The organism is Atopobium sp. oral taxon 810 str. F0209, assembly GCF_000466405.1.
GTDB lineage: Bacteria > Actinomycetota > Coriobacteriia > Coriobacteriales > Atopobiaceae > Olegusella.
Map to the genome: position 1 here is coordinate 14,655 of NZ_KE952962.1, position 22,972 is coordinate 37,626.

Here is a 22,972-nt window from a genome sequence, read left to right on the forward strand (position 1 = left end):
TTCAAAACCGTACCTTACACGCCACAAAACTGCTGGTAAAAATTTCCGCAAGGGTGCTTATTGAACCTGATGTAAGCAAAAGGGTGTATTGTGAACCCGTTGTAGTCGATTTCCCACAGAAGGTTCAAAAGCGTCGCTGCGCTCTGGCGTTTCGCAGATAAATTTTTTGCTGGGGGTGCTTCTTGAACCCGATGTGGGCAAAAGGATGCATTGTGAACCGCCTGCGAGCAAGAGGATGCCTGCTGAACCGTCCATGGGAAAAGGAAGGCAATTGCACGCCAAACAGCTGCAAAATTCTATTCCGCGGTGGAGCCAATGCGACGGTCGGGTACAAACCAGATAACGTTGATCGTAAAGTAAAAAAGCATGGCAACCCAAGGAAGCCAAAGCGCTACCACGGCGCCGCACACATAGAGACACATTGCGACACGCTCCTTGATGCGTTCGCCCAGCTTGTCATCAAGGCTACACATTGCGCCGCGTTGCTTTACCTCTTCACGTTCGCGTTCAACCACACAGTGCTCAAGGTAAACATAGGTCCGGTTACATGCCAGCAAAATGACACCATAAAATGACACCGTCTGTGGAGCCAGCATATGGAATGCCATCCAACCCGTCGCAAAACTCACCATACTCAGTGCGAAAAGCCATGCTAAATTTGCCCACATGATCTTTGCAGAGACTTGTTCGATGGTATGAATCAGATGATGGTGGTTGCCCCAATAGATGCCAATCACAATGAAGCTCAATGCATAACAGAAAAAAGCAGGAGCCTGCACCAATAGAGCAGCATAAGTATCTCCTGCTGGCAGTTGAAGTGTCAGCAGAGTAATCGTAATAAAAATTGCAATGCAGCCATCAGAGAAAGCTTCAAGTCTATCTGTTGTCATGCGTCACACCGCCGCCAAAATCATAACCACCCGTATTGAAAAAAGGCGACCCCGTAGGGCCGCCTCTACCGTACACATTGTAAGAAGTACTAGTCCTCAACCAGCTCGAACATATCAGCGCCGACACCGCAGACGGGGCAGATATAGTCCTCAGGCAGCTCGGGGGTATCGATGGTAACTTCATAGCCACAGACGGTGCAGCGGAACGTGTAGGTCTTCTCGTCAGCCATAATGGCTCCTCTCTTGACGGTTAGCGCACCTTGCGCTTGCAGGTAGGATACCACGTATGAGCAATTCTTAAACACAGACCAAAAATGTTCCCACCCTCTAATACCGACTACGTTCCTTCAGCGCACACCACATCCCACAAAGAAAATGGTTTGGTAGATGTAATTAACAAACTGCCTTGAATTTTCCAATCAACTCAGTCATTGCTGGCAAATCATCAGTTAGTTTGAGAACAGCACTTCCCACAAACACACCGTCCGCACCAGCATCGCGTACCATTTTTGCTTCTTTTGGACTGTGTACGCCCACGCCGCAATATATCGGATTCTTTAAGCCGCGGCTCCTCAGATAGTTGATACAAGATGCAAGATCGGGGTGTTTTGCATTGGTCTGAGCTTGTGTGGGAACTGCCTGAAGATAGCAAAAACCATTTGATGAAAGCGCTAACTCAACATCAGTCTCTGGCAAATCAAAGGGAACATAGCAGCTAACACGTATGCCACCTGCAATCAGAGCGTCTTTTACATCACTGCCTGTAAGACCAGTAACGATAACATCAAGCAAATCATTCTCACGGCAGAACGCGCAGAATTTTTCAACGCCAATTTCCAAAATGCTGCTTTCATAAATAGTCAGCAAAATAGTGTTATCTGGCAGTTCACTCTTAATTTGAGCAACGGCTTCAAGATACTTATCCAGATCGTCACAATGCTCAAGAGCTTTTTTCATACGTTGCTGAATATACGGAGCATCTACAAAGGGATTACGAGAAGGAAAATCAATCTCAAGGGTATCTACGCCCGCATCAGCATATGCGTGAGCTAATCGATCCGCACTCTCAAAATCGGGGTATCCACCCGAGAAATAACAAATCAATTTCATCTTTTTCCTCTTCTCTAGCCAAGATAAGCTTTTTCTATAAGCTCGGCAAATTGAGGAATCGTTGGGATAATGGGATTGGTCTTGGTGCAACCATCGGCAAGAGACAGACGTGCCATCTCGTCAAGAACTGCCATAAAGGCATCTCTATCAGGCACAATTTTACGAATGCAATTAGGAATGCCAACCGCTACATTCAGCTCACGCACATACTGTGCAAGGTTATCAGTGCCAATTAGAGCAGCAAAATCGGTATAGATTTGCTTTGCTCTTAAATCTTGGCTATTCCATTCAATGGTATAAGGAAGCAAGATTGCACAAATACGACCATGAGCCATGGGGAAAAACCCTGCAATGGTTTGTGCCATCGAATGGTCAATGCCGAGAGAGACATTAGTAAAAGCGAGCCCTGCCGTCATAGAAGCATTTGCCATCATTTCGCGAGCTTCCATATTATTGCCATCGGCATAGGCCTTGGGAAGCCACGTAACGATATCTTTTGCAGCAGCTATCGCCAGAATATTGGACACATAATTGGCGCGATTAGAAACGAGCGCCTCGATTGCATGGGTCAACGCATCCATACCAGTTTCCGCAGTAACATGTGCGGGCATTGAGCAGGACACCAGAGGATCAACAATTGCGATATCTGGCATCATTTCCATATCGCCAAGGCCGTGCTTATGACCTGTTTCGTCATCAGAAATTACCACTGAACGAGAGACTTCACTTGCGGTGCCGCTGGTAGAAGGAATGCACATAAAACGTGCCTTCGCACGCAGTTTGGGCAATGGCTTGGTACTCAATATTTTGTCGAGCGTATCAAGTTCTGGATGCTCGTACATAACCCACATCGTCTTTGCAGCATCCATTACTGAGCCACCCCCCAACGCGCAAATTAAGTCTGGCTGCCATTCAGCCATTACACTCGCGCCAGCTTTAACAGTCGCAAAATGAGGATCTGGCTCAACACCTTTAAAGACCGTAGTTTGAGCGCCATTAGCGTGAAAATACTCTTCCACTTTTGCAAGAGTTCCATTTTTCTCAACACTCTTACCACCAATGACGATGATTGCTCGCTTGCAATATACGGAAGTCTTGATGTATTCAAGGCTTCCCTTGCCAAACATAAGCTCACTTCCCGCAAGCTTCATGGGACGCATCATATTCTTCTCTCCGTTCTTACAGTGCTATGTCACTGCTTACAAACTCAACTTTGTTCCTAGCGACTTGAAAAAAGCTCGTATGCAAGGTCATAGTCAACGGGTGCCGATAACACACCGCCAGGTTTAGTATTTGTGCCGATAATGGCACCATCTGCGATAGACAATTGATTTGCAATGGACTTGGCGGTAACGCCTGAGCCCACAAAAACAGGAACTTGCACTACATCTTTTACTCGCGTGACGAGCTCCATAGGAGTCGCCATGCCCGTCGTCAAACCTGTAACAACAATGCCATCAGCTCCGCAGGCAACCGCATTAGCTGCAGATTCCTCGATAGAGATCTCGGGCAACAACATGCGTGAGTGCTTCACTTGGATATCTGCCAAAACAAAAATATCCTCAGCATGCAGGCGAGCCTTTGTCTGCATAACGATTTGGGCAGACGGACCAATCGTTCCGCAAAAGTTGACTACCGTATCAACAAAGACTGGGCAGCGCACAAACTGTGCCCCAGCGCTCACGGCAACCGCAACTGCGGCTTCACCATCGGAGAAAGCTGCATCAACTCCTACGGGAATAGACACTGCATGACGGACCAAAGAAGTGACAGCTGCAAGTGCAGCAACCTCCACTTTGTTAAGCTCTGCTGGCAAAGGCAAGTCGTTCATATTTTCAACAATAACTGCATCTGCACCAGCACGCTCAAGAGTACGCGCATCCTCAATTGCCTGCATGACAACTTTATCCATATTGCCATCAAAATTCGCAGCGCCAGGAAGAGCTAGGCAATGAACCATTCCAATGGCAGTTTTTCCGTTTAACGGGAATAGTGTTTTACTCATAAGATGTCCTTTCTTCTATGCGCCAAAGCGCTTGTTATAACGGTAAGCACCTTCTAGGGCGACACGACACAGCAGATCTTCCGCATCGGTGCGTGCTTTCCCTTGGAGTGCATCTTTAAGATTTTCAAGAACTGTTGCCACAGTAAGGGAGCAAGCTTTTACGCCCATGAGACGACAAACCGTAAGCATGCAGGATGTTTCCATATCGACCCCGCCTACATGCAAGTTATGAAGCTCGTTAAAGGTCTTGCTTATATCGCGGCCAAACTCACGCGAAAATTTTGAGTCATGCATCTGGGTATAAAAGCCATCCATAGAGCATGAAATCCCATTGCTACTGCGATGACCATAGTCATGTACCACTTCATTCATCACGTTGATAAGACCAATGTCAGCAACAGCAGGAAACGATTTATCCACATAGGTATCGCTTGTCGCTTCGCGCCTCATAGCAGCTACGGGCACAAAAAATTCGCCAAGCATATCATCATCCAGCGACATAATAGTCCCCATACGGATGGCCACGCGCATGCCAGATGCATACATTTCCTCCACCGCAACCGCCGCTGTAGGAGCTCCCATACCAGTTGAAGTTACCGTTACGGGCATACCTTTATAACTGCCGGTATAAGTATTAAATTCACGGTTAAAAGCAACCTTTTTGGGCTTATCAAGATAATCTTTAACAACTTCAACACGCCAAGGGTCGCCTGAAAAAATAACTGTAGGCGCAATCGTACTAGAATCTCCGCCCATATACAGTGTTCCCATATGAAACCTCTTTTACCTATTCTTGCCTTCATTGAACGACATTGACTTGCGGAAAGCCGTAAAGCGTTCAAGCAGCGCTACCTCATCAGGCACTCCTGCACAGCAACCCTCTTTTTCAAGTACGAATGCCGAAAGGGTCGCTCCTAAAGCACAGCAATCCTTGAGGTCATAACCACGCAGATAGCCATAGATAAATCCCGACATATACGCATCGCCACTACCTGTAGCATCCACAATTTCATCTACAGAACAACAGCCCAAGCTACCACGCTCGATCGTTCCATCAGGAAATTTTGCAGCATAGCTAGAGCCCTTCGCCCCTTTTGTAGTCACAATGACTTTTGCTTCATATTCAAAAAGCTCTTCGATACTCCCTAGAGCAAACTGATTTACAAGATAATCGCGCTCGCCTTCATTGGAGAAAATCACTTGGCTTCCCCTGAGTAATTGGAGAAGAAAGCTTTGCGGGAAAGCATCGAAGTCACACTTCATACCAAACACCACTGGCACGTTATGCGTCTTACACTTGTGAAAGAATTCTTCATTATCAGGCCGAGAGCCAACTGTAATAACAGCTAAACTAACTCCCTCAAAAAACTTGTCAGGCAACTTGTGAGCATAGGAAGCATCCATTGAGCCCGGATAAAAGAGACAAACATGTTGCCCTTCTGGGTCTTCCACCATGTATGAAAGGGAGGTAATTTCATGAGGTATAACTTCAATTGCATGTGTACGGACATTTCCCTTCTCAAGAAAAGTCCTAAAACCATTGTTCTCCCAATCATTACCAACCCGCAACACAGGTGCCGCTGTAACACCGAGTTTTGCTAAGGCATAGGCAATATTTACTGAGCATCCGCCGTAATTTATGGTGTTGCAGCTCGCGTTAGAAATGAGGGAAGTGTATCCAACGCGCACAGGTGTCTTTACTCTTATCATGTGATCCATGCTTACATAACCACTTGTCAGTACTTCAGTGGCTATTGGCAAAACATCACCTGCCATTACAGTTCCCCCCTCTCCAGCTTTTCAAATAGCTCCTCTTGAGTAATGACGCTACCTAGGTATTTATCAATATCTTGTAGGTTTACTTCATTTACTATCTGGGAATTAGTTGCTACGCATTCCCTTACAACTATTGGTTCGTAGTTAAGATTGAACGCGTCGGTAACCGTAGCTCGAATACAGCAGTTTGTCTTGGTGCCTACAATGACCAGGTTTTTTATGCCGTGCTCGCGCAAGACCAAATCCAAATCAGTTCCAAAAAAACCGCTATATCGTCTTTTATTGATGATGTAATCACACTCAGGATCCACCCTAAGCATGCCATCGATCTCATCACCCCAACTACCCTCAATAGAATTTGGACGCATGGATGAAGATTTGGCATCGGGTTTATTTGCACGGGTAAAATGCCTTAGGAAAATTACCAACCTCTTACTATCATGAAATTTCTTTAGAACTTCAGCGATACGAGGGAGCACTTCCCTATTCTGTGGGTAATAAACCAGCCCTTCAGGATTAGTAAAGTCACGCAACATATCTACAATCAAAAGAGCAGTCTGGTTATGATTTTTTGCATTGACCGCCGCAAGGGCTGTTTTACTAGCCATTTGCAAACCCCCTAACTTTGACGTGACGGCGCTGGCTAACGGAGGCCACAAAGAGCGCGACCACCATCACGATGTAGGGAATAACATCAAAGAGTCCTGCTGCAGGGCCTGCAAAAACAGCCAAATTAATTGCTAGGGAACGAGCTAATCCAAAGAGAACAGCATAGATCGAGGAGATAAAAGGATCGCCTCTGCCACAATAAATAGCGGCAATTGCAATGAACCCTCGTGCCGCAGTCATACCATTCGTATAAAGACCTAAACGCTCGGTAGAGAGATTAACGCCTGCAAGACCACAGCAAAGCGCCCCAATAAGCACAGCACACCACTTGTACAAATCTGTCTTAAGACCAAGGCTCTTTGCCGCATCTTCATTCTCACCGACAACACGTACATAGGTACCAAATTTTGTACGATACATCAGCATCCATGTCAGCCAGACACCAATGAATGCAACATACGTCAAGAAGGGATGCCCAGAAAGAAGTGAGCCCAGAAGTGGTATGGATTCGATATAAGGGATATGAATCTGAAGATCTGCCACACTAAAATGAGAAAGTGTGAGGTTTGACTTGCCCATTTGCACCAAAATGAAACTTGCAATTGCTGTTGCTAACAAATTAAGTGCAAGGCCTACAACAATAACATTGCCCTTGAAAGTCACTCCAAATAAAGAAAACATCACACCAAAGAGCAACGCCACAATTACCCCAGCAATAAATCCCAATAATAAATTGCCTGTAATAAATGTCACATATACTGAAAAAAATGCGCCAATACCCATCATTCCTTCGAGCGCAATATTGAGTACATTTGCTTTAAAGGCAAATACACCGCCAATAACGCACAAAATAATGGGGGCACTATGGTAAATAGTGTCGTACAGAATGCTACTGAGGAGCTGCATACTAGGCCTCCTCTTGGATTGAAGTTTGATCAGAAGTAGTTTGTTTGTGACGAGCTTTATATGTATATATTGCTTCGGAGATTTTGCCGCTCACTCCAAAACGCTCATCAACAAACTTAATGGCCAAGAAAAGAATAATCAGACCTTGAATAACTGAAACTATCTCTTTAGGAACGGCGGAGTAAATATTGATGCTATCTGCTCCAGTTTTAAGCGCCGCATAAAGAATAGCTGCTACCAAAATTCCCATAGGTGAATGCCCGCCAAGCAGAGATACCAACATGCCATCCCAGCCAAGACCAGGATTACCTGAAAAGTCCAAGGTATACTTGAATTTTTCACTCATCATCCAGCCGGCACCCGCAAGACCTGAAAGTGCCCCAGAGATTATCATTAAAATAATTATTTTGCGGGTAGTGCGCATACCCATAGCCTCAGAGAACGTCGCGCTCTTCCCCATTGCGGTAATTTCATAGCCCAGCTTACTGTGCTTCATCACCAAATATATGATGATAAAAGCAGCCAAAGCTATAAATACAAAGGGCGTGATGCGAAAATTGCCCATTCGATTGAACATTGCATTTGCATGAATTGTAGGAGTGCACACATAACCTGAGGCAGTATCGCGAAATACACCAGTTGCTAAGTACTCCAAAATCTTCTGGAGAGCGTAGTTGAGCATCAAGGTAACTACCATCTCATCTACATGAAAAACTGCTTTAAGTACTGCAGGAAGCAGGGCAAAGAGAACACCAAAAAGTATGCCTGTAAAAAGGCAGATAGCCTGCATAGAGAGAGCATCCATCCGTGCAGAGAGACTCGCTCCTACAATTCCCGCAAAGAATCCGCCAAGAACACATGAGCCTTCAACTGCCATGTTGTATATATTTGCCTTGAATGTCACTGCAATTGCTAGGCCCGTCAATACTAATGGCATTGCATAGTGCAAGGTGTTCATAAAACCCTTTGGTGTCAGTAGAGATTTCTCAAAAAGAAGGGCATATGTAGCCAAGGGGTCTTCACCAATGTAAGCAATAATAATTGCACCGATTATGAGGGCAAATAGAACAGGAAGGGCTGAGTTTAAAACGGCTTTTTTCAGATTATTACTCTCCATCGCCTACCTCCTTTCCTTCTGATTTTTGCTCCTCGACCGAGATGCCAGCCATCAACAGGCCTACCTCTCGACTCGTAACCTTTTTAGGATCCACTTCACCGGCGATTTTTCCGCGATACATAACAAGCACTCTGTCCGAAAGACCTAGCACCTCAGAAAGCTCGCTAGACACCAACAGTACTGAATGGCCAGCATTACGAAAATCAAGCAATTTAGCATGGATAAATTCTTCTGACCCAATATCAACGCCACGCGTAGGCTGACATGCAATAAGGAAATCTGGGTTACTTTCGAGTTCGCGAGCAACAATGAGTTTTTGCGCATTTCCACCAGAAAGAGCGCCTACATCACCATTAACGTCACCCGTACGAACAGCAAAGGCTTCAAGAAGGCGATCGCGCTTTGCCTTAATCGCTCTGCTATCCAAAAAACCATGATGACAAACTTCAGACCGATCGTGATAGCCTGCTATTGCATTATCAGCAATGCTCATTGTTCCACAGAGGCCCTCTAGACCTCGATCTTCCGGAATGATACCCACCCCAACATGGCGGAGCTGATCAGGCCACCAATTGGTAATCTCATTGCCTTTAAGAAAGACCTTTCCTGCTATAGCCTCCATCGTCCCTGATAAAAGGCTTACTAATTCAGATTGGCCGTTGCCTTCAACGCCTGCAATGCCAAGAATCTCTCCTTTATGAACCTCAAAAGAAACTCCAAAGAGAACTTCGTTGCCATACCCATCAATCGTACGTAGATTTTCGACGTAATACATAATTTTGTCAGAGGGTGCTTGGGTTGAGCCGTCATTAACCGCATGGGCCACCTTACGGCCCACCATTAGTTGGGCAAGTTCTGCTTCATTTGTCTCGCTTGTTTTAAGCTGGCCAACAACTTTTCCAGCTTTGATGACTGTGACGTTGTCGGACAACGCCATAACCTCACGCAACTTGTGCGTAATTACGATGATAGTTTTGCCCTGAGAACGTAACTTGCGAAGGTTCTCAAAGAGTCCGTCAACTTCCTGAGGAGTAAGCACCGCCGTTGGTTCGTCCAAAATAAGGATATCAACATTGCGATATAACATTTTGAGAATCTCTACCCGCTGGCGTTCGCCAACGGAAATGTCTTCAACCTTATCCTCGGGATTCAATTCAAAGTCATAATCGTCAATCAATGCGCGTACAACTTCAATTTCTTTTCGTGTATCAATCAACGGAGAATTTGCTGATTTCTTAATCTCGGCTCCAAGCAAAATATTCTCATAGACCGTAAGACTAGGCACAAGCTTGAAGTGTTGGTGCACCATGCCGAGACCCAGGTTAATCGCATCGGTAGGACTATCAATCTGAACTTCTTTACCGCGAAGCAGAAGTGTCCCACTCGTAGGACGTAACATTCCATAGAGCATATTCATCAATGTTGATTTGCCTGCACCGTTTTCACCGACGATGCAACGGATTTCTCCCTCTTCGATCGAGAGGTCAATGTGATCATTAGCAACAAAGTCACCGAACTTCTTTGTTAAGCCAATTGTTTGGATAATATTCATCCTCCACACATCTCCGTATGGTTGAGGTGGAAAACATGGACTTAAAAGCGCATCAAATAAGAGGGGATGCCAATAGCGCAATCATCCCCTCTTATAGGTAGCTAGCTACTTAATATTCACGTTGGGGCAAGTGGCAGGATCAAATGTTTCGCCTTCTTGAGCATTTACAACCTTAATGTCGCCATCAATAATTTGCTTCTTTAAAGTTGCAATCTCCTGCTTTGCTTCTTCCCACTTTGCCTTGCCTTCATCAGAAGTAATCGACTTTTCAATCGTTGCAAAATCGGTCAGATCAACTGCACCAGATTCAAGGTTGTAATATTGCACGCGCTCAACCTCAGCAATACTGCCATTACCGAGCGCCTCACAGAGCGCCTGCGCGGGCACATTGGTTGACTTCAGCACAGACGTAAGAATATAACCAGGCTGATCCTCATCCTTATTGGCGTCAACCTCTATAGCTAACTTACCAACCTCTTTTGCCTTGGAGGTCACACCCGTACCCACGCTGCCTGCTGCAACAAATACAATATTTGCACCGTTGTCATAGTAGGTACCCGCTGTCGTTGAGCCAGCAGCGGTATCTGTAAAGCCAGCATCATACTTGGTGTAATAGTCATATTTCACACCAAGTTTCTCCGCCTCATGCTGCATACCCTGAACAAAGCCATAGGAGAATACTGTAATGCCGTTAGATTCGGTACCGCCAATGAAGCCCATTGCACGTGTTTTGTCTGGAGCGGTAAACTTGTAATTGCCGCCTGCAAAGATCTTATCTGCGTTCTCATTAACTAAAACTGCAAGAGCGCCAGCAAGATAAGAATTTTCATTCATATTGAAGAGAACAGAAATCACATTCTTATGAATAAGCTTGCCTGATTTATCAACATTAGGATTATCGTTGAATACCACCCACGTGGTATCTGGATACTGCTCCGCCAAGGGGCTTGCACCACCAGTACCGTTAATGAGAGCTTCAAAATCATATTGCATATTAAAGACGAGGTTGTAACCTTCTTCTCCTAACGTCTCAAGAGCTGCGGGTAGGCCATTGGTAGGCTCAATAACATTGAGCTCCCAGCCATTCTCATCGCAGACTGCTTGAGCAGCCTCAATGGCTTGCTGGTTAAAGCCGTTATCGTTCTTTCCTGCCGCATCGCATACAATGGCTACTTTCTTGTCACTAGCTTTAGCTGCTGAACCAGATTTTGTCTTGGAATTATCTTTTGAGCCACAGCCTGCAAGACCAAGACCAATCAATGCAACGGATCCGCCTAAGAAAGAACGCCTGCTAACATTAGTTTTTCTCATCTCTCTCTTCCTTTCGCTGCTTTTTGTATCGTTTAAAACCAGACATCTCGCTTGATGTCCATCTGCCAAAAAATATCTGTCTAATTACCTGCGACTTGTCTGATATAAAACTTGAATGTGTCGCTGCGATAATGACAGTCAAAAGTCTCAATTGGAATCTTTCGACCGCGAACTTCACCTGTAGTTACACAGCTAAAGAAAAGTACGGGCGAAGCTTTTGAAATTTGCAGGTATTGCGCAATTTCATTATTTGCACTAACTGCCTGTACTGTCCTAAACGCCTCAACCAATTGCACTTCATATCGTTTTTGAAGTACCTCATAAAGAGAGCTTTGTGAAAAGTCAATATACTCAATTTCAGGAAAAAGACGGCTAGGTAGATACGTGGTCGTATGGTTCACGGGAAGATCATCCGCATAGTAAACACGTTCCAGTCGAAATACCGTCTCGCCATCACCAAGATTTAACACTGCTCGCCGCTCAGCATCTGGCTCAATAATTGAACTCGATATGACTTTCCTCGTGGGGGTCATTCCTAAGTTTTGAATATCTTGAGTACAGCTCATAAGCGAAAGTAAATCTTCACTAAAGCTCTCACCACTAACATAGGTACCTTTACCTTGAACGCGATAGAGGAGCCCCTCATTGACAAGATCGTCGATTGCGCGACGAATCGTAATTCGACTAACTCCAAAGTACTCCATCAAGTCATGCTCACTAGGTATTGCATCACCTGACCTATATTTATTGGAAGCTATGTTCTTAGAGATACGCTCTTTAACCGTGTAATACTTTGGAACATAAGGCTGAGACTGGATAGAGTTAACCACTACCGCGCCGTTCCTCAGTACCCGTTTGGTAGCCACTTTTCCATTGTCCATGGTTTGCGTCCCCACGTGTCAATCTTGTATCTTCTAGACATCATGTTGTTAGGTTGTCATGATGAGTTAAAGTATAGAGGGGCTATCTCTTCACATACACCTCCAACTCGGTAAGTGGTATAAAAAATGCCGCCAACAAAAAGGCGGCAATACCTGTGCATTTACTTGTATCTATGACGTACTCGCCATGCCCTCTAATACCGACTACGTTCCTTCAGCGCGCGCTGCATCTCGCAGTCGGACTGGCGCTGAGCCAAATCATGACGCTTGTCATAGAGCTTTTTGCCGCGAGCAAGACCAATTTGAAGCTTTACGCGATTGTGCTCATCAAAATAAAGTTGCAACGGCACAATAGCCATACCGCGAATACGCAGCTTCTCATCAAGGTAGTTAATCTGATGCTTGTGCATGAGCAGACGCCGGCGTCGATCGGGGTCAACATTCCATACTGTACCATGAGAAAAAGGATGAATATGCACCCCCACCAGCCATAGCTGCCTATTGCGGACAATACAGTAGGAGTCCGAAATCTGACAAGCACGCTCCCTCAGACTGCGCACTTCGGTACCCGTAAGCTCAATGCCCGCTTCCCAGGTCTCTTCAATTTCATACTCATGTCGAGCAGAACGATTGCGCGAGATAAGTTTTATATCACGCTTGTTTGTCTTTTGAGCCATACTGCTAAACCTCATCCGCTGTATTATCCGCACGAATAAGCTGTAGCAGGGCCATCGCTGCATCTTCACCCACCAAGTCGCGAGCACGCAGAGTCAACTGCGTTGCAAGCCCACGCTGGCCAGCATCCGCCGCATCTGTTGCACACATCAGCAAGCAAATAGCAATCTCTGCATTTGCACCATCGGGCAGCCCTTCTTCGGCCAAAAGCTTGTGCGCCTCAGCATCACTTAGGGTATCGGGATCGCGATCAGTACCTTGTGCTTGCTCCAGCGCTGCAGCAAGTGAGCCGTCTTGTGCATCCAAGCGACGCGCCGCCCTTAGCGCAGCTGCTGCGGCCTGGGGCTTATCCGTCTCTGCAAACCAATTTGCAAAATTCAAAAACGCACGGCAAAGATGCTGTACATCAGATGCGCGTTCAAATACCGAATATGTCAGCGCCAGATACTCCTGCATATTCCCTGCTATGCGGTGTAAATCTGCAAGATTAAGCCTGTGTTCACAGCCCATGGGATTCCATCGCACAGCCTGAGTAAGCGCGCGCATCGCCGCTTCGTAGTCACCAAGATGCACTTCAGCAAGTCCCAAGTCACCATACAAGTGCTCCAGCGGTTCACCCACATCACGCAATTCGCGCGGATCTTCTTCAACACGACGATATGCCAAGCGCTCAAACAGCGACGGAAAGCTAAACCATTGCACTTCATCAGTCGTCACACAATTAGCATCAACATAGCTTTCCGCATCTTCAGCCATACGTACCAACAACGCATGAGCAGTCTCAGCCTCACCTTGGACAAGCAAACCTTCTGCTCGCAGGAGTTCTTCTTCTAATGTAGTAGGTGCGTTCATCTTGTTCCTCTCATCATGTGAGGACAGTCTACCCGACTGGACTCGCAGTGTTTCAGCACGCATCGCTTGCCAAGGCAAAATCAATCTGCCCACGTGCAGAATTAGTGCGCACAACGCGCACGGCCACGCGTTGCCCCACACGCCACACACGACCGCTTGCCTCTCCCCGCAGCGTCATGTGCGCATCATCAAAAAGATGCCATTCTGTCCCCAGCGCTCGCACGGGCAACAGACCTTCCGCCAAGGTATCGTCAAGCGTCACAAAGAGTCCATAGCGTTCAACGCCCATAATGACTCCTGAGAAAGCTTCACCTATATGGTCGGAATAGTACTCTGCCATCTTTATCTTTTGCGACATTTTTCCTGCCGCATCTGCTGTACGCTCACGGTCAGAGCAATTCCGACAAATTTGGGGCAGTGCCTGGGCAATTTGGTGTTGCCCCCTACTTTCTATTTGCTTAGCAAGCAAAGCCTTGAGTGCCCGATGCACCACCAAATCGGGATAGCGCCTGATAGGCGAGGTAAAGTGACAATATGCATCGGCACCCAATGCATAATGGCCTAGATTTTCGGGCCTATAGATTGCTCTCTTTTGAGCACGCAACAGTAGGGCTGATACAAGCGGAGCCGAAGGTTTATCTCTCGCAGCATCAAGTACCGCCTGAATAGCATGGGGGCTACCCGCCACCAACGCAGACTCATCTCCTGCGCTGAGCACACCCAGTTCGCGCAAGACGGGCACGGTCGCCTTGAGATCCTCACTCGTTGGTGCCTCATGTACGCGAAATGCCGCAGGAAGCTGGGCTTGTACAAGCATTTGTGCCACAGCCTCATTAGCTGCAAGCATGGCTTCTTCAATAAGACTTGTTGCAGCGGTGCGCCGGCGCACTTTAACGCCAATCGCATGTCCCGCCTTATCAAGCAGAACCTTAGATTCGCTTGTCTCAAAGTCAATTGAACCACGACATTGACGCATCTCGCGCCTGAGCTCCGCAATTTGGTTGAGTATTTGCAGCATTTCTGACACTGGCTGCTGTAGCTTTTCTGCACAAGGTAGGTCTATTGCTGCAATTTCTCCTGTCAATAATTGATCAACTCTGTCGTAATCCAAGCGTGCCGACGAATGGATAACAGCAGGTGTCACCTTACAAGATATGGTCTCACCGCGGGCATTGAGTTGCATTAACACACTCATACTGAGGCGGTCAGTCTCAGGCATCAACGAACACAGGTCATTGCAGAGTTTTTCGGGCAACATAGGAATAACGCGATCAACCAAATACGTCGAACAAGTACGACTTCGCGCTTCAATGTCAATTGAAGATCCCCAAGGTACAAAATGGCTCACGTCAGCAATATGCACATCGAGCTCAAACCCACCATCATCCAGCCTGCGGGCACCAACTGCATCATCAAAGTCACGGGCATCGCTAGGATCAATCGTCACTGCAAGTAAGTGCCGCAAGTCACATCGCAACGCATCCTCTGCCAAAAGCTTTTCAGCATCAAAGCTCAAAGCTTTAGCCTCAGTAAGCACTGCTTCCGGAAAAGGTCCCGGCAAGCCATAAGAAGCAATCAATGCCTCGATATCCAAATCGAGTTCGGAACTCGTACCTAGACGTTCATCAATCGTCACAACACCTGCCGAACGGCGGCTAGGATATTCCAAAATGCGTGCACGCACTATATCGCCTGGCTTAACACCTAGACGCATAGCAGAGCTATCTTCTGGCAATACAAAAAAATCCCGTGCCAGACGACCATCCAAAGGAGTTATCACTCCTAATGGATCTGCTGGCGCGTATTGGCCTACAAGCTCACTGTGGGCACGCGTAATAACATCGCAAACCACAGCTAGACGCTCGTGTCCGCCACGCTGCACAAAAAGTACGTGAACTTCGTCTCCGTCCATCGCTTCATGAATACCTCCACGAGCGACACCAAAACTTCCCTCGGCAGTATCCACGGTAGCAACGCCTTTGCGTTGCACATGCAATGTCCCCTGAATCGTTTGATGGGAACGGTGAAGGCCACCGCCGGAGTTGCGACGATGGCCTTTATGAGTTCTCTTGCGGGACATATGCCCCTCTTCTGAACTACGCGATGCTCAACACATCACAACCGACTACTAAACCCTAAGATAGCGCCTCATAGCAATTGCAGAACCCAGCAAGCCAAGCAGCACACCCATAATCAACAGCGCGCCATAGGTACTCAGCACTATCCTTGGAGCAATTTTGAAAGATAGGAAGGACATGGCTGCAGACAGGCGAGGAAGCAGAGCTGCCTTGCCATAGTGCAAAGCAACAATGGCAAAGACGGCACCGAGACAGGCTTCCAACGCTGCTTCAGCAACAAAAGGCCCACGGATGAAGCTATTAGAAGCGCCAACCAAACGCTCGATACCAATCTCACGACGACGCGCAGAGATGGCCAAACGGATGGTGTTGTTAATAAAGACAAAGGCGACAAAGGTAAGTAGAACAACCAGCGCAATAGTTGCGACACGGATATAACGCGTTACACTAAAGAGACGCTCAACGGTCTCACGACCATATAAGACAGAAGCTGAGGGATCTTTAGCATCATCGCATAGCTTGGCAAAATCAGGATCAGCCGCCAACTGATCTGCAACCTTTTTAACCTCCTCGGGGTCATCCAACTTGATAACGAGCGATGCGGGCACAGGATTGATGCCATCTAGGGCAGCAACTGCTTCTTCAGCGTTGCGATTGCTCATGGTCTCACGATACTCTTTGAGCGCGGTCTCCTTGTCTTTGTAGACAACAGGAGGCTCAACATCTTTCCAGCCCTCAATCTTTGCTTGCAGAGCCTTGACCTCATCAAGATTTTTGTTGACTGCGTCATCAGACAGGAAAGCTTGAATGGTCACGCGATCCTCAACGCTACCAACGAGACCTGTAAGAAGGGCGCTGCCCAACACAAAAGCGCCGATAACAAAAAGGGATAAAAAGATAGTAATAGTGGCACCTAAACAGGTACCAAAATTGCGGCGGAAATGTTTAACCGCTTCACGCATGGAATAGCCGAGGTTAGACATAGTAACCGTAGCCTCCCCTCTCCTGGTCGCGGACAACATGACCTGCCTCAAGCGCGATAACACGCTTGCGCATAGAGTCGACCATCTCGCGGTCATGAGTGGCCATCACGACAGTGGTACCAGCACGGTTAATACGGTCAAGCAATTTCATGATGCCCAGCGAAATTGCAGGGTCAAGATTACCCGTGGGCTCATCGCAAACCAAAAGCGGCGGACGATTAACCATGGCTCGGGCGACAGCCACACGTTGCTGCTCGCCACCAGAAAGCTGATCGGGATAATTATCCATCTTTTCGCCTAGGCCAACGAGTCGGAGCACCTCGGGCACCTGAGCTTTAATGACAGACTTGGGCTTGCCGATACACTCAAGAGCAAAAGCAACATTTTCGTAGGTAGTCTTATCAGGCAGAAGTTTAAAGTCCTGGAAAACACAGCCCAACTGACGACGCAGATAGGGCACCTTGCTATTGCGCATCTTGGTGAGATCCTGACCTGCAACCAAAACCTGCCCCTGAGTAGCGCGAAGCTCGCGGGTCAAAAGGCGGATAAAGGTGGATTTACCTGAGCCAGAATGTCCAACAATAAAGACAAACTCGCCAGGATAGATATCGACACTCACATCTTCGAGGGCGGGCTTATTAGGCTGGGCAGGGTAGACCATTGTGACGCCACGCATCGAGATGGTAGGCGTACCATTCCTTGGCACCGCTGGCGAGTCTATGAAGGCATCGCTATAAGCAGGTGCGGCAGGAGTCTCGACAGTCGAGACAACGGGTACCTGAGGAACTGCTACGGGAGCCACTGCCGAAGTAGTCTCAGGCATATTATAGGCAGGAGTTTCAGGCTCTGCTGCATGAGACGATACAGATGAGAGAGAATCGAACGCTGCCGACACCTCTTCATCAGACACACTGCTTGTAAAGACACCAGTATCAGCAGTAGCAACAGAATCCATTACGGGAGCGGCCTCAGGGGCTGGTGTGACCTCTTCGACGGGAGTCTGGTCCGTGACTTCAGACACGACCTTCTCGTCGTTAGCTGTCACATCTTGGTCCGTCATCCCCTGTCGCTCTGAGCTGCGAAAGTGTTGAGCCACAAGATCTCCTTTGTTTTGTTCGCGACATGGACAGACTGATATATGTTACCAAAAATGCATGTAATTCATGCAAACAGCAATCTGTCCATATGGATGCGACATAGCTCTTTTGTAGTTCTGCATCATTTACCACCGCAGTAGTTCTTCTTCCTCGCCTTTAGCCCCAAGAAAGTTTCCCCAGACCGCCTCGTGTGCATACGTCTTCCCAGATGGTTCATGTTTCGGTCTCTTCTTCCCCAGATGGTTCATGCTTCGGTCTTTGAGAAAAAATGACCTGCCCTTTTACTGCATCTGACTGCGAAGTATGAACCATTTGGGAAATGTACTGTCGAGACTTGAACCATCTATCTCGCAAGGCCCTAAGACATAAAGCAACAAAAAAACCTCCTCCGCACGTCATATACGAAGGAGGCTGTCGTATCACATTTGACACAAAGCTATTTCAGAAAATCAGTAACTTGGGAAACGATATTCTGGGCGCTTAGACCATATTTGACAAGCAGTTCCACAGCAGGGCCAGACTCACCAAAGGTATCGTTCACGCCAATTTTACGCACAGGCACGGGGCACTTCTCTGCTAAAGCATCGCATACCGCACTACCCAAACCGCCAATAATAGAATGCTCTTCTACCGTAACAACCTTACCTGTTTTGCTTGCAGAAGAAACGATGAGTTCCTCATCAAGCGGTTTGATAGTGTGAATATTAATAACCTCGGCATCGATACCTGCTTTGGCAAGTTCCTCTGCCGCTTGTAAAGCCTCGCCTACCATCAGTCCAGTGGCCACAACGGTAACGTCTGTGCCTTTGCGCTCGACAATTCCACGACCCAATTCAAACTTATAAGTTGTCTCATCGTGAATCACAGGAGCTGCAAGACGTCCAAAGCGCATATACATGGGACCCACAAACTCGTAGGCCGCCTTAACCAAGGCACGAGCTTCAACATCGTCGGCAGGACATACAACTGTCATGCCGGGAATGGTGCGCATAAGGGCAATATCCTCATTACATTGATGAGAAGCTCCATCTTCGCCAACAGAAATGCCTGCATGCGTAGCACCGATTTTTACGTTGAGATGAGGGTATCCCACAGAGTTGCGAATCTGTTCAAACGCACGACCAGCTGCAAACATCGCAAAAGTGCTTGCAAAAGGTACGCGCCCTGTTGTCGCAATGCCCGCGGCAACACCAATGAGGTTGGCCTCAGCAATACCCACATCTACAAAACGTTCGGGATGTGCCGCCTTGAACTTCCCTGTCTGAGTAGCCGCTGCAAGGTCAGCATCAAGAACTACAAGATCGTCATGTTCGTTGCCAAGCTCTACGAGAGCGGCGCCATAACTTGCGCGGGTAGCAATTTTTTGCACATCGCTCACAGTTCCTCACCTGCCTTCGTCAGCTCAGCCATAGCCTCGGCGTACTGCTCATCATTGGGAGCCTTACCATGCCAGCCCACTTGGTCTTCCATAAAGGAAACGCCTTTGCCCTTGACCGTCTTGCAAATAATTGCGGTGGGCATACCCTGAATCTCACGAGCCTCAGTAAAGGCAGCTCGCAGCTGATCAAAGTCACTGCCATCAGCAACATTAATTACATGGAAGTTGAATGCGCGGAACTTTTCATCAATAGGATAAGCTGGATTGACCTCAGTGATAGGTCCGTCTATCTGCAGATTGTTGTTATCAACAATAACGCAGAGGTTATCAAGTTTGTGGTTGCCTGCGAGCATTGCAGCCTCCCACACCTGACCCTCCTCAATTTCGCCGTCACCCAACAGCGCATACACGCGATTGGTATCGCCAAACATCTGAGCAGACAGAGCCATACCTACAGCCACAGAGATGCCCTGCCCCAGCGAACCTGTCGACATATCAATACCTGGCGTGTCATTCATATTGGGATGACCTTGTAGGCGAGAGCCAACATGACGTAGCGTCAACAGCCAATCCTTAGGGAAAAAGCCCTTCTCTGCCAACGTAGCGTATAGACCCGGCGCACAATGACCTTTGGACAACACCAAGCGATCACGCTTTGGATCTACAGGATTTGCAGGGTCAACATGCATTTCTTCAAAGTAAAGGTAAGTAAAAATCTCGGTCGCAGACAGAGATCCACCAGGGTGCCCCGACTTTGCGGCATGAACGCCTGTCAGGATACCTTTGCGAATCTCGTTTGCACGCCTCTTGAGCTCGATATTGTCCATTTCAGGACACATCCCTTCGTAAGAGAAGCGCGTACAAATTCTACTGGGCATCCAAAACCTTCTGCCAATCCTTGTCAAAGTTAGCACGACCCTGATCGGTCAAAGGATGCTTGATAGCCTTCTTCAAGGCACCAAAAGGCACCGTAGCAATGTCGGCACCAAGAAGGGCTGCCTGGGTAATGTGGTTGGGAGTACGAACGGAAGCAGTAATAATCTCAACCTGATTGTCGACGTTTTTACCAGACCAATCGTAGTTGTTGATAACCTGTACAACGTTGGCCAGCTGCTCGATACCATCCTCAGCAATATCGTCAAAACGGCCAACAAAAGGCGAAATGTAACGAGCACCAGCAGCAGCGGCGAGCAAAGCCTGCGTGGGTGAGAACACCAATGTCATATTGATGCGAACACCTTCAGAGGCAAGCACATGAGTTGCAGGAAGAGACTCCTCGCAGATGGGAAGCTTAACCACAATATTGGGAGCCAAAGCGGAAAGCTCACGGCCCTCACGAATCATGTCCTCTGTGGTCTTTGCCTGAGACTCTGCCGAAACAGGAAGGCCGGCACAAATCTCGCAAATTTTGACCATGTGATCCTGGAAATCAGCGAGCTTGCCACCAGTCTTAGCATAAAGACTCGGATTGGTGGTAACACCAGACAGGACGCCCCAGCTTTCCGCAGTACGGATCTCGTCTAGGTCTGCGGTATCGATGAAAAACTTCATTGCGGTCCCCTTTCACAGGAATCTTGCCTAAACAAAACTAAACAAAAATGTACTACCATCGCCAGCATTTCTGGCGATGGTTACAAAGCACCACAATAGTATCTTCATCGAAGGCCATTTGACCCGCAGCTTCTGCAAAGGGGAGGCTTAATTCCCTATGCGGCCAAATCCCTGCCCAAATGCTTCGTGCACTTCGGAGATGATAACAATCGCATCTGGATCAATGTGCGCCACAATATCTTTGAGACGCATGGTCTCACTACGACCAAGAACGCACAAAAGTACCGGACGGCTCGTACCACTCCAAACACCACGTGCTTGCAACTCGGTACAGCCACGACCAAGGTTATACATAATTTCATTGGCAATACGATCGTGGTATTCAGAGATGATATAAGCTGCCCGCTCGGTACGCGGACCATCGACTACCATGTCCATCAGCTGACCAGAAATGTACAACGCAATCGTTGCATACAATGCATTGCTGAGCGAAAAAACCGGGATCGATGCCAAAATAATGGCACCATCAACCGCAATGGCAACAGTGCCTACAGGCGATCCAGTACGTTTGGCGATCATCTGCACAATAATATCTGTGCCTCCGGTATTTCCTCCCGAAAGAAAAACAATGCCAATACCTGCACCTACAAGCACGCCGCCCCAAAGTGAAGCAAGCAACAAATCATTTGACGCAAGGTTGGGCAAAATAGGCGCCAGGGCGTCCGTAAGAATACCCGAGATTAAAATACCTGCAATCGAGCGAGCTACATAGCTACGGTCATGCGTGCGAAATTCCACATAGATAAGAAGCAACACATTCATTGCGATAGTTTGAATACCCACGGGCAAGTGAATGCCATAGTCCTTGGCGATCGCATAAAAAATTGTTGCCACGCCCGTAAGACCACCTGCGGCAAGACCATTAGGCACTTCAAAACAGTCGATACCGATGGCGTAAATCAGCGATCCCACAAAGATATAGGCTGCATCCTTTAGCAGCTTTGCTACCGGCACAGGAGTCCGTGCTGTTACTCTACTCATGAGGTTTCGCCTCCCCCAACCGCCCATCTGTGGTAGCCCACAATAAAGCGATCCAAATCACCATCTTCCAATACTGCTTCTACGTTGCCTGTCTCCACTCCCGTGCGTGGATCTTTTACCAGCTGGAAGGGATACAAGACATAATTGCGAATCTGATTCCCAAAAGAAATATCGCGCTTGGGACCACGCAGCTCATCAAGTTCTGCTGCACGCTTGGCTTGTTCAAGCTCATAGAGACGGCTGCGAAGAATACCCATTGCAGTTGCCTTATTTTGAATCTGACTACGTTCGTTTTGGCAGGTAACTACCGTCCCTGTAGGGAGGTGGGTAATACGCACGGCTGAGTCGGTCGTATTGACTCCCTGACCACCAGGGCCCGATGAATGGTACACATCAATACGAAGATCGTTGGGGTCAATTTCAAACTCAATATCCTCAGGCAAAACAGGCAACACCTCAACACCTGCAAAGGTAGTCTGGCGACGTTTCTTTGCATCAGTTGGAGAGATGCGTACCAGACGGTGCACACCATGCTCTGCACGCAGCATCCCGTAAGCGTTATGTCCGCTTACGGTAAAGGTCGCGTGATTGATGCCTATCACGTCGGCAGAAGGAGCGTCGTTAACCGTAATCTTCCAACCCCTGCGCTCACCATAGCGCAGGTACATATGCAGCAGCATCTGGCACCAGTCTTGCGCCTCAAGACCACCTTGACCAGGGGTAATAGAGACGATAGCGTCGCCATGATCTCTCTCATCACTAAACCAACTAGCAAGCTCTAGCTCATCTAGTTGGTGGGCAAGGTCTGCTGCGAGCTGCTCTGCCTCGGCAAGAGTCTCTTCATCCTCCAGCTCACTACCCAGTTCAAGCGCTGCTTCAGCATCGTCAAGTTGGCTTCGCGCTTCTTGTAAAGCAGAGACATCGGACTTAGCCTGCGTCAAACGCTCCATGGTCTGGCGAGCAGTATCTGCATCGTCCCAAAAACCAGGAACTGCGCTCTGCTCTTCAAGCTCACTAATAAGCTTGCGTCTCTCATCTATATGCAGATAGCCCTCAATATCATCCAGGCGTTTTTTAAGCTCTTTTAACGTAGCTGCATCTATCATTTTTGCCCCTCTCCCCAACTTTCACAGCGCCAAACAAGCCGGGCTTGACGTCAG

General features: G+C 47.7%; 23 protein-coding genes. All 23 read right to left on the reverse strand.

Annotated elements, in window-relative coordinates; translation table 11 throughout:
* Positions 1-296 precede the first annotated feature (296 nt).
* Positions 297-890 carry a TMEM175 family protein gene (locus HMPREF9069_RS06875; RefSeq protein ID WP_021626494.1) on the reverse strand — a complete coding sequence of 198 codons (594 nt, stop codon included), beginning with the start codon at positions 888-890 and terminating at the stop codon, positions 297-299.
* 89 nt (positions 891-979) lie between these two features.
* The gene (locus HMPREF9069_RS06880; protein ID WP_035438750.1) at positions 980-1,120 is read right to left on the reverse strand and encodes a rubredoxin-like domain-containing protein; all 141 of its coding nucleotides are present in this window, start codon (positions 1,118-1,120) and stop codon (positions 980-982) included.
* A gap of 163 nt (positions 1,121-1,283) precedes the next feature.
* The gene (locus HMPREF9069_RS06885) at positions 1,284-2,000 is read right to left on the reverse strand and encodes a tryptophan synthase subunit alpha (RefSeq protein WP_021626496.1); all 717 of its coding nucleotides are present in this window, start codon (positions 1,998-2,000) and stop codon (positions 1,284-1,286) included.
* A 14-nt stretch (positions 2,001-2,014) separates the two neighbouring features.
* Positions 2,015-3,163 carry an iron-containing alcohol dehydrogenase gene (locus HMPREF9069_RS06890; protein ID WP_021626497.1) on the reverse strand — a complete coding sequence of 383 codons (1,149 nt, stop codon included), beginning with the start codon at positions 3,161-3,163 and terminating at the stop codon, positions 2,015-2,017.
* Between the two features lie 56 nt (positions 3,164-3,219).
* Complete coding sequence (locus tag HMPREF9069_RS06895) at positions 3,220-4,005, reverse strand: BtpA/SgcQ family protein (RefSeq protein WP_021626498.1); 786 nt, start codon at positions 4,003-4,005, stop codon at positions 3,220-3,222.
* Positions 4,006-4,020: 15 nt separating this feature from the next.
* Positions 4,021-4,776, reverse strand: coding sequence for a nucleoside phosphorylase (locus HMPREF9069_RS06900; RefSeq protein WP_021626499.1), 756 nt, complete (start codon positions 4,774-4,776; stop codon positions 4,021-4,023).
* Positions 4,777-4,788: 12 nt separating this feature from the next.
* Complete coding sequence (locus tag HMPREF9069_RS06905; protein WP_021626500.1) at positions 4,789-5,781, reverse strand: carbohydrate kinase family protein; 993 nt, start codon at positions 5,779-5,781, stop codon at positions 4,789-4,791.
* Positions 5,781-6,389: a cysteine hydrolase family protein gene (locus HMPREF9069_RS06910; RefSeq protein WP_021626501.1), complete on the reverse strand. Its 609-nt coding sequence runs from the start codon at positions 6,387-6,389 to the stop codon at positions 5,781-5,783. Before HMPREF9069_RS06910 ends, HMPREF9069_RS06905 begins: the two co-directional genes overlap by 1 nt.
* Complete coding sequence (locus tag HMPREF9069_RS06915; RefSeq protein WP_021626502.1) at positions 6,382-7,296, reverse strand: ABC transporter permease; 915 nt, start codon at positions 7,294-7,296, stop codon at positions 6,382-6,384. Before HMPREF9069_RS06915 ends, HMPREF9069_RS06910 begins: the two co-directional genes overlap by 8 nt.
* Position 7,297: 1 nt before the next feature.
* Positions 7,298-8,413: an ABC transporter permease gene (locus HMPREF9069_RS06920; protein WP_021626503.1), complete on the reverse strand. Its 1,116-nt coding sequence runs from the start codon at positions 8,411-8,413 to the stop codon at positions 7,298-7,300.
* A complete protein-coding gene (locus HMPREF9069_RS06925) occupies positions 8,403-9,965 on the reverse strand; it encodes an ABC transporter ATP-binding protein (protein WP_021626504.1) in 1,563 nt (520 codons plus the stop codon). The genes HMPREF9069_RS06920 and HMPREF9069_RS06925 overlap by 11 nt, the downstream gene beginning before the upstream one ends.
* A 105-nt stretch (positions 9,966-10,070) precedes the next feature.
* Positions 10,071-11,276, reverse strand: a complete 1,206-nt coding sequence (locus tag HMPREF9069_RS06930; RefSeq protein ID WP_021626505.1) for a BMP family lipoprotein — start codon at positions 11,274-11,276, stop codon at positions 10,071-10,073.
* An 80-nt stretch (positions 11,277-11,356) separates the two neighbouring features.
* Positions 11,357-12,157, reverse strand: a complete 801-nt coding sequence (locus HMPREF9069_RS06935) for a GntR family transcriptional regulator (RefSeq protein WP_021626506.1) — start codon at positions 12,155-12,157, stop codon at positions 11,357-11,359.
* A gap of 194 nt (positions 12,158-12,351) precedes the next feature.
* Positions 12,352-12,834 (reverse strand): SsrA-binding protein SmpB, encoded by a 483-nt coding sequence (smpB, locus tag HMPREF9069_RS06940; protein ID WP_035438751.1) that lies wholly within the window; start codon positions 12,832-12,834, stop codon positions 12,352-12,354.
* A gap of 4 nt (positions 12,835-12,838) precedes the next feature.
* A complete protein-coding gene (locus HMPREF9069_RS06945; RefSeq protein ID WP_035438753.1) occupies positions 12,839-13,684 on the reverse strand; it encodes a hypothetical protein in 846 nt (281 codons plus the stop codon).
* A 52-nt stretch (positions 13,685-13,736) separates the two neighbouring features.
* Positions 13,737-15,764 carry a ribonuclease R gene (gene rnr, locus HMPREF9069_RS06950; protein ID WP_035438755.1) on the reverse strand — a complete coding sequence of 676 codons (2,028 nt, stop codon included), beginning with the start codon at positions 15,762-15,764 and terminating at the stop codon, positions 13,737-13,739.
* A gap of 48 nt (positions 15,765-15,812) precedes the next feature.
* Positions 15,813-16,745 carry a permease-like cell division protein FtsX gene (locus tag HMPREF9069_RS06955; protein ID WP_021626510.1) on the reverse strand — a complete coding sequence of 311 codons (933 nt, stop codon included), beginning with the start codon at positions 16,743-16,745 and terminating at the stop codon, positions 15,813-15,815.
* Positions 16,738-17,841, reverse strand: coding sequence for a cell division ATP-binding protein FtsE (gene ftsE / locus HMPREF9069_RS06960; protein WP_035438758.1), 1,104 nt, complete (start codon positions 17,839-17,841; stop codon positions 16,738-16,740). Before ftsE ends, HMPREF9069_RS06955 begins: the two co-directional genes overlap by 8 nt.
* Positions 17,842-18,278: 437 nt before the next feature.
* Positions 18,279-19,220: a transketolase family protein gene (locus tag HMPREF9069_RS06965; RefSeq protein WP_021626513.1), complete on the reverse strand. Its 942-nt coding sequence runs from the start codon at positions 19,218-19,220 to the stop codon at positions 18,279-18,281.
* Complete coding sequence (locus HMPREF9069_RS06970; RefSeq protein ID WP_021626514.1) at positions 19,217-20,047, reverse strand: transketolase; 831 nt, start codon at positions 20,045-20,047, stop codon at positions 19,217-19,219. The genes HMPREF9069_RS06965 and HMPREF9069_RS06970 overlap by 4 nt, the downstream gene beginning before the upstream one ends.
* 40 nt (positions 20,048-20,087) lie before the next feature.
* Positions 20,088-20,771: a transaldolase family protein gene (locus tag HMPREF9069_RS06975; RefSeq protein ID WP_021626515.1), complete on the reverse strand. Its 684-nt coding sequence runs from the start codon at positions 20,769-20,771 to the stop codon at positions 20,088-20,090.
* A 147-nt stretch (positions 20,772-20,918) separates the two neighbouring features.
* Positions 20,919-21,812 carry a YitT family protein gene (locus HMPREF9069_RS06980; RefSeq protein ID WP_021626516.1) on the reverse strand — a complete coding sequence of 298 codons (894 nt, stop codon included), beginning with the start codon at positions 21,810-21,812 and terminating at the stop codon, positions 20,919-20,921.
* Positions 21,809-22,918, reverse strand: coding sequence for a peptide chain release factor 2 (gene prfB, locus HMPREF9069_RS06985; protein ID WP_021626517.1), 1,110 nt, complete (start codon positions 22,916-22,918; stop codon positions 21,809-21,811). Before prfB ends, HMPREF9069_RS06980 begins: the two co-directional genes overlap by 4 nt.
* Between the last annotated feature and the right edge of the window lie 54 nt (positions 22,919-22,972).

What these genes read in the sequence shown, in the direction of transcription:
- HMPREF9069_RS06875 (WP_021626494.1), bottom strand. Translation starts at nt 890, where the DNA reads ATGACAACAGATAGACTTGAAGCTTTCTCTGATGGCTGCATTGCAATT.
- HMPREF9069_RS06880 (WP_035438750.1), bottom strand. Translation starts at nt 1,120, where the DNA reads ATGGCTGACGAGAAGACCTACACGTTCCGCTGCACCGTCTGTGGCTAT.
- HMPREF9069_RS06885 (WP_021626496.1), bottom strand. Translation starts at nt 2,000, where the DNA reads ATGAAATTGATTTGTTATTTCTCGGGTGGATACCCCGATTTTGAGAGT.
- HMPREF9069_RS06890 (WP_021626497.1), bottom strand. Translation starts at nt 3,163, where the DNA reads ATGATGCGTCCCATGAAGCTTGCGGGAAGTGAGCTTATGTTTGGCAAG.
- HMPREF9069_RS06895 (WP_021626498.1), bottom strand. Translation starts at nt 4,005, where the DNA reads ATGAGTAAAACACTATTCCCGTTAAACGGAAAAACTGCCATTGGAATG.
- HMPREF9069_RS06900 (WP_021626499.1), bottom strand. Translation starts at nt 4,776, where the DNA reads ATGGGAACACTGTATATGGGCGGAGATTCTAGTACGATTGCGCCTACA.
- HMPREF9069_RS06905 (WP_021626500.1), bottom strand. Translation starts at nt 5,781, where the DNA reads ATGGCAGGTGATGTTTTGCCAATAGCCACTGAAGTACTGACAAGTGGT.
- HMPREF9069_RS06910 (WP_021626501.1), bottom strand. Translation starts at nt 6,389, where the DNA reads ATGGCTAGTAAAACAGCCCTTGCGGCGGTCAATGCAAAAAATCATAAC.
- HMPREF9069_RS06915 (WP_021626502.1), bottom strand. Translation starts at nt 7,296, where the DNA reads ATGCAGCTCCTCAGTAGCATTCTGTACGACACTATTTACCATAGTGCC.
- HMPREF9069_RS06920 (WP_021626503.1), bottom strand. Translation starts at nt 8,413, where the DNA reads ATGGAGAGTAATAATCTGAAAAAAGCCGTTTTAAACTCAGCCCTTCCT.
- HMPREF9069_RS06925 (WP_021626504.1), bottom strand. Translation starts at nt 9,965, where the DNA reads ATGAATATTATCCAAACAATTGGCTTAACAAAGAAGTTCGGTGACTTT.
- HMPREF9069_RS06930 (WP_021626505.1), bottom strand. Translation starts at nt 11,276, where the DNA reads ATGAGAAAAACTAATGTTAGCAGGCGTTCTTTCTTAGGCGGATCCGTT.
- HMPREF9069_RS06935 (WP_021626506.1), bottom strand. Translation starts at nt 12,157, where the DNA reads ATGGACAATGGAAAAGTGGCTACCAAACGGGTACTGAGGAACGGCGCG.
- smpB (WP_035438751.1), bottom strand. Translation starts at nt 12,834, where the DNA reads ATGGCTCAAAAGACAAACAAGCGTGATATAAAACTTATCTCGCGCAAT.
- HMPREF9069_RS06945 (WP_035438753.1), bottom strand. Translation starts at nt 13,684, where the DNA reads ATGAACGCACCTACTACATTAGAAGAAGAACTCCTGCGAGCAGAAGGT.
- rnr (WP_035438755.1), bottom strand. Translation starts at nt 15,764, where the DNA reads ATGTCCCGCAAGAGAACTCATAAAGGCCATCGTCGCAACTCCGGCGGT.
- HMPREF9069_RS06955 (WP_021626510.1), bottom strand. Translation starts at nt 16,745, where the DNA reads ATGTCTAACCTCGGCTATTCCATGCGTGAAGCGGTTAAACATTTCCGC.
- HMPREF9069_RS06970 (WP_021626514.1), bottom strand. Translation starts at nt 20,047, where the DNA reads ATGGACAATATCGAGCTCAAGAGGCGTGCAAACGAGATTCGCAAAGGT.
- HMPREF9069_RS06975 (WP_021626515.1), bottom strand. Translation starts at nt 20,771, where the DNA reads ATGAAGTTTTTCATCGATACCGCAGACCTAGACGAGATCCGTACTGCG.
- HMPREF9069_RS06980 (WP_021626516.1), bottom strand. Translation starts at nt 21,812, where the DNA reads ATGAGTAGAGTAACAGCACGGACTCCTGTGCCGGTAGCAAAGCTGCTA.
- prfB (WP_021626517.1), bottom strand. Translation starts at nt 22,918, where the DNA reads ATGATAGATGCAGCTACGTTAAAAGAGCTTAAAAAACGCCTGGATGAT.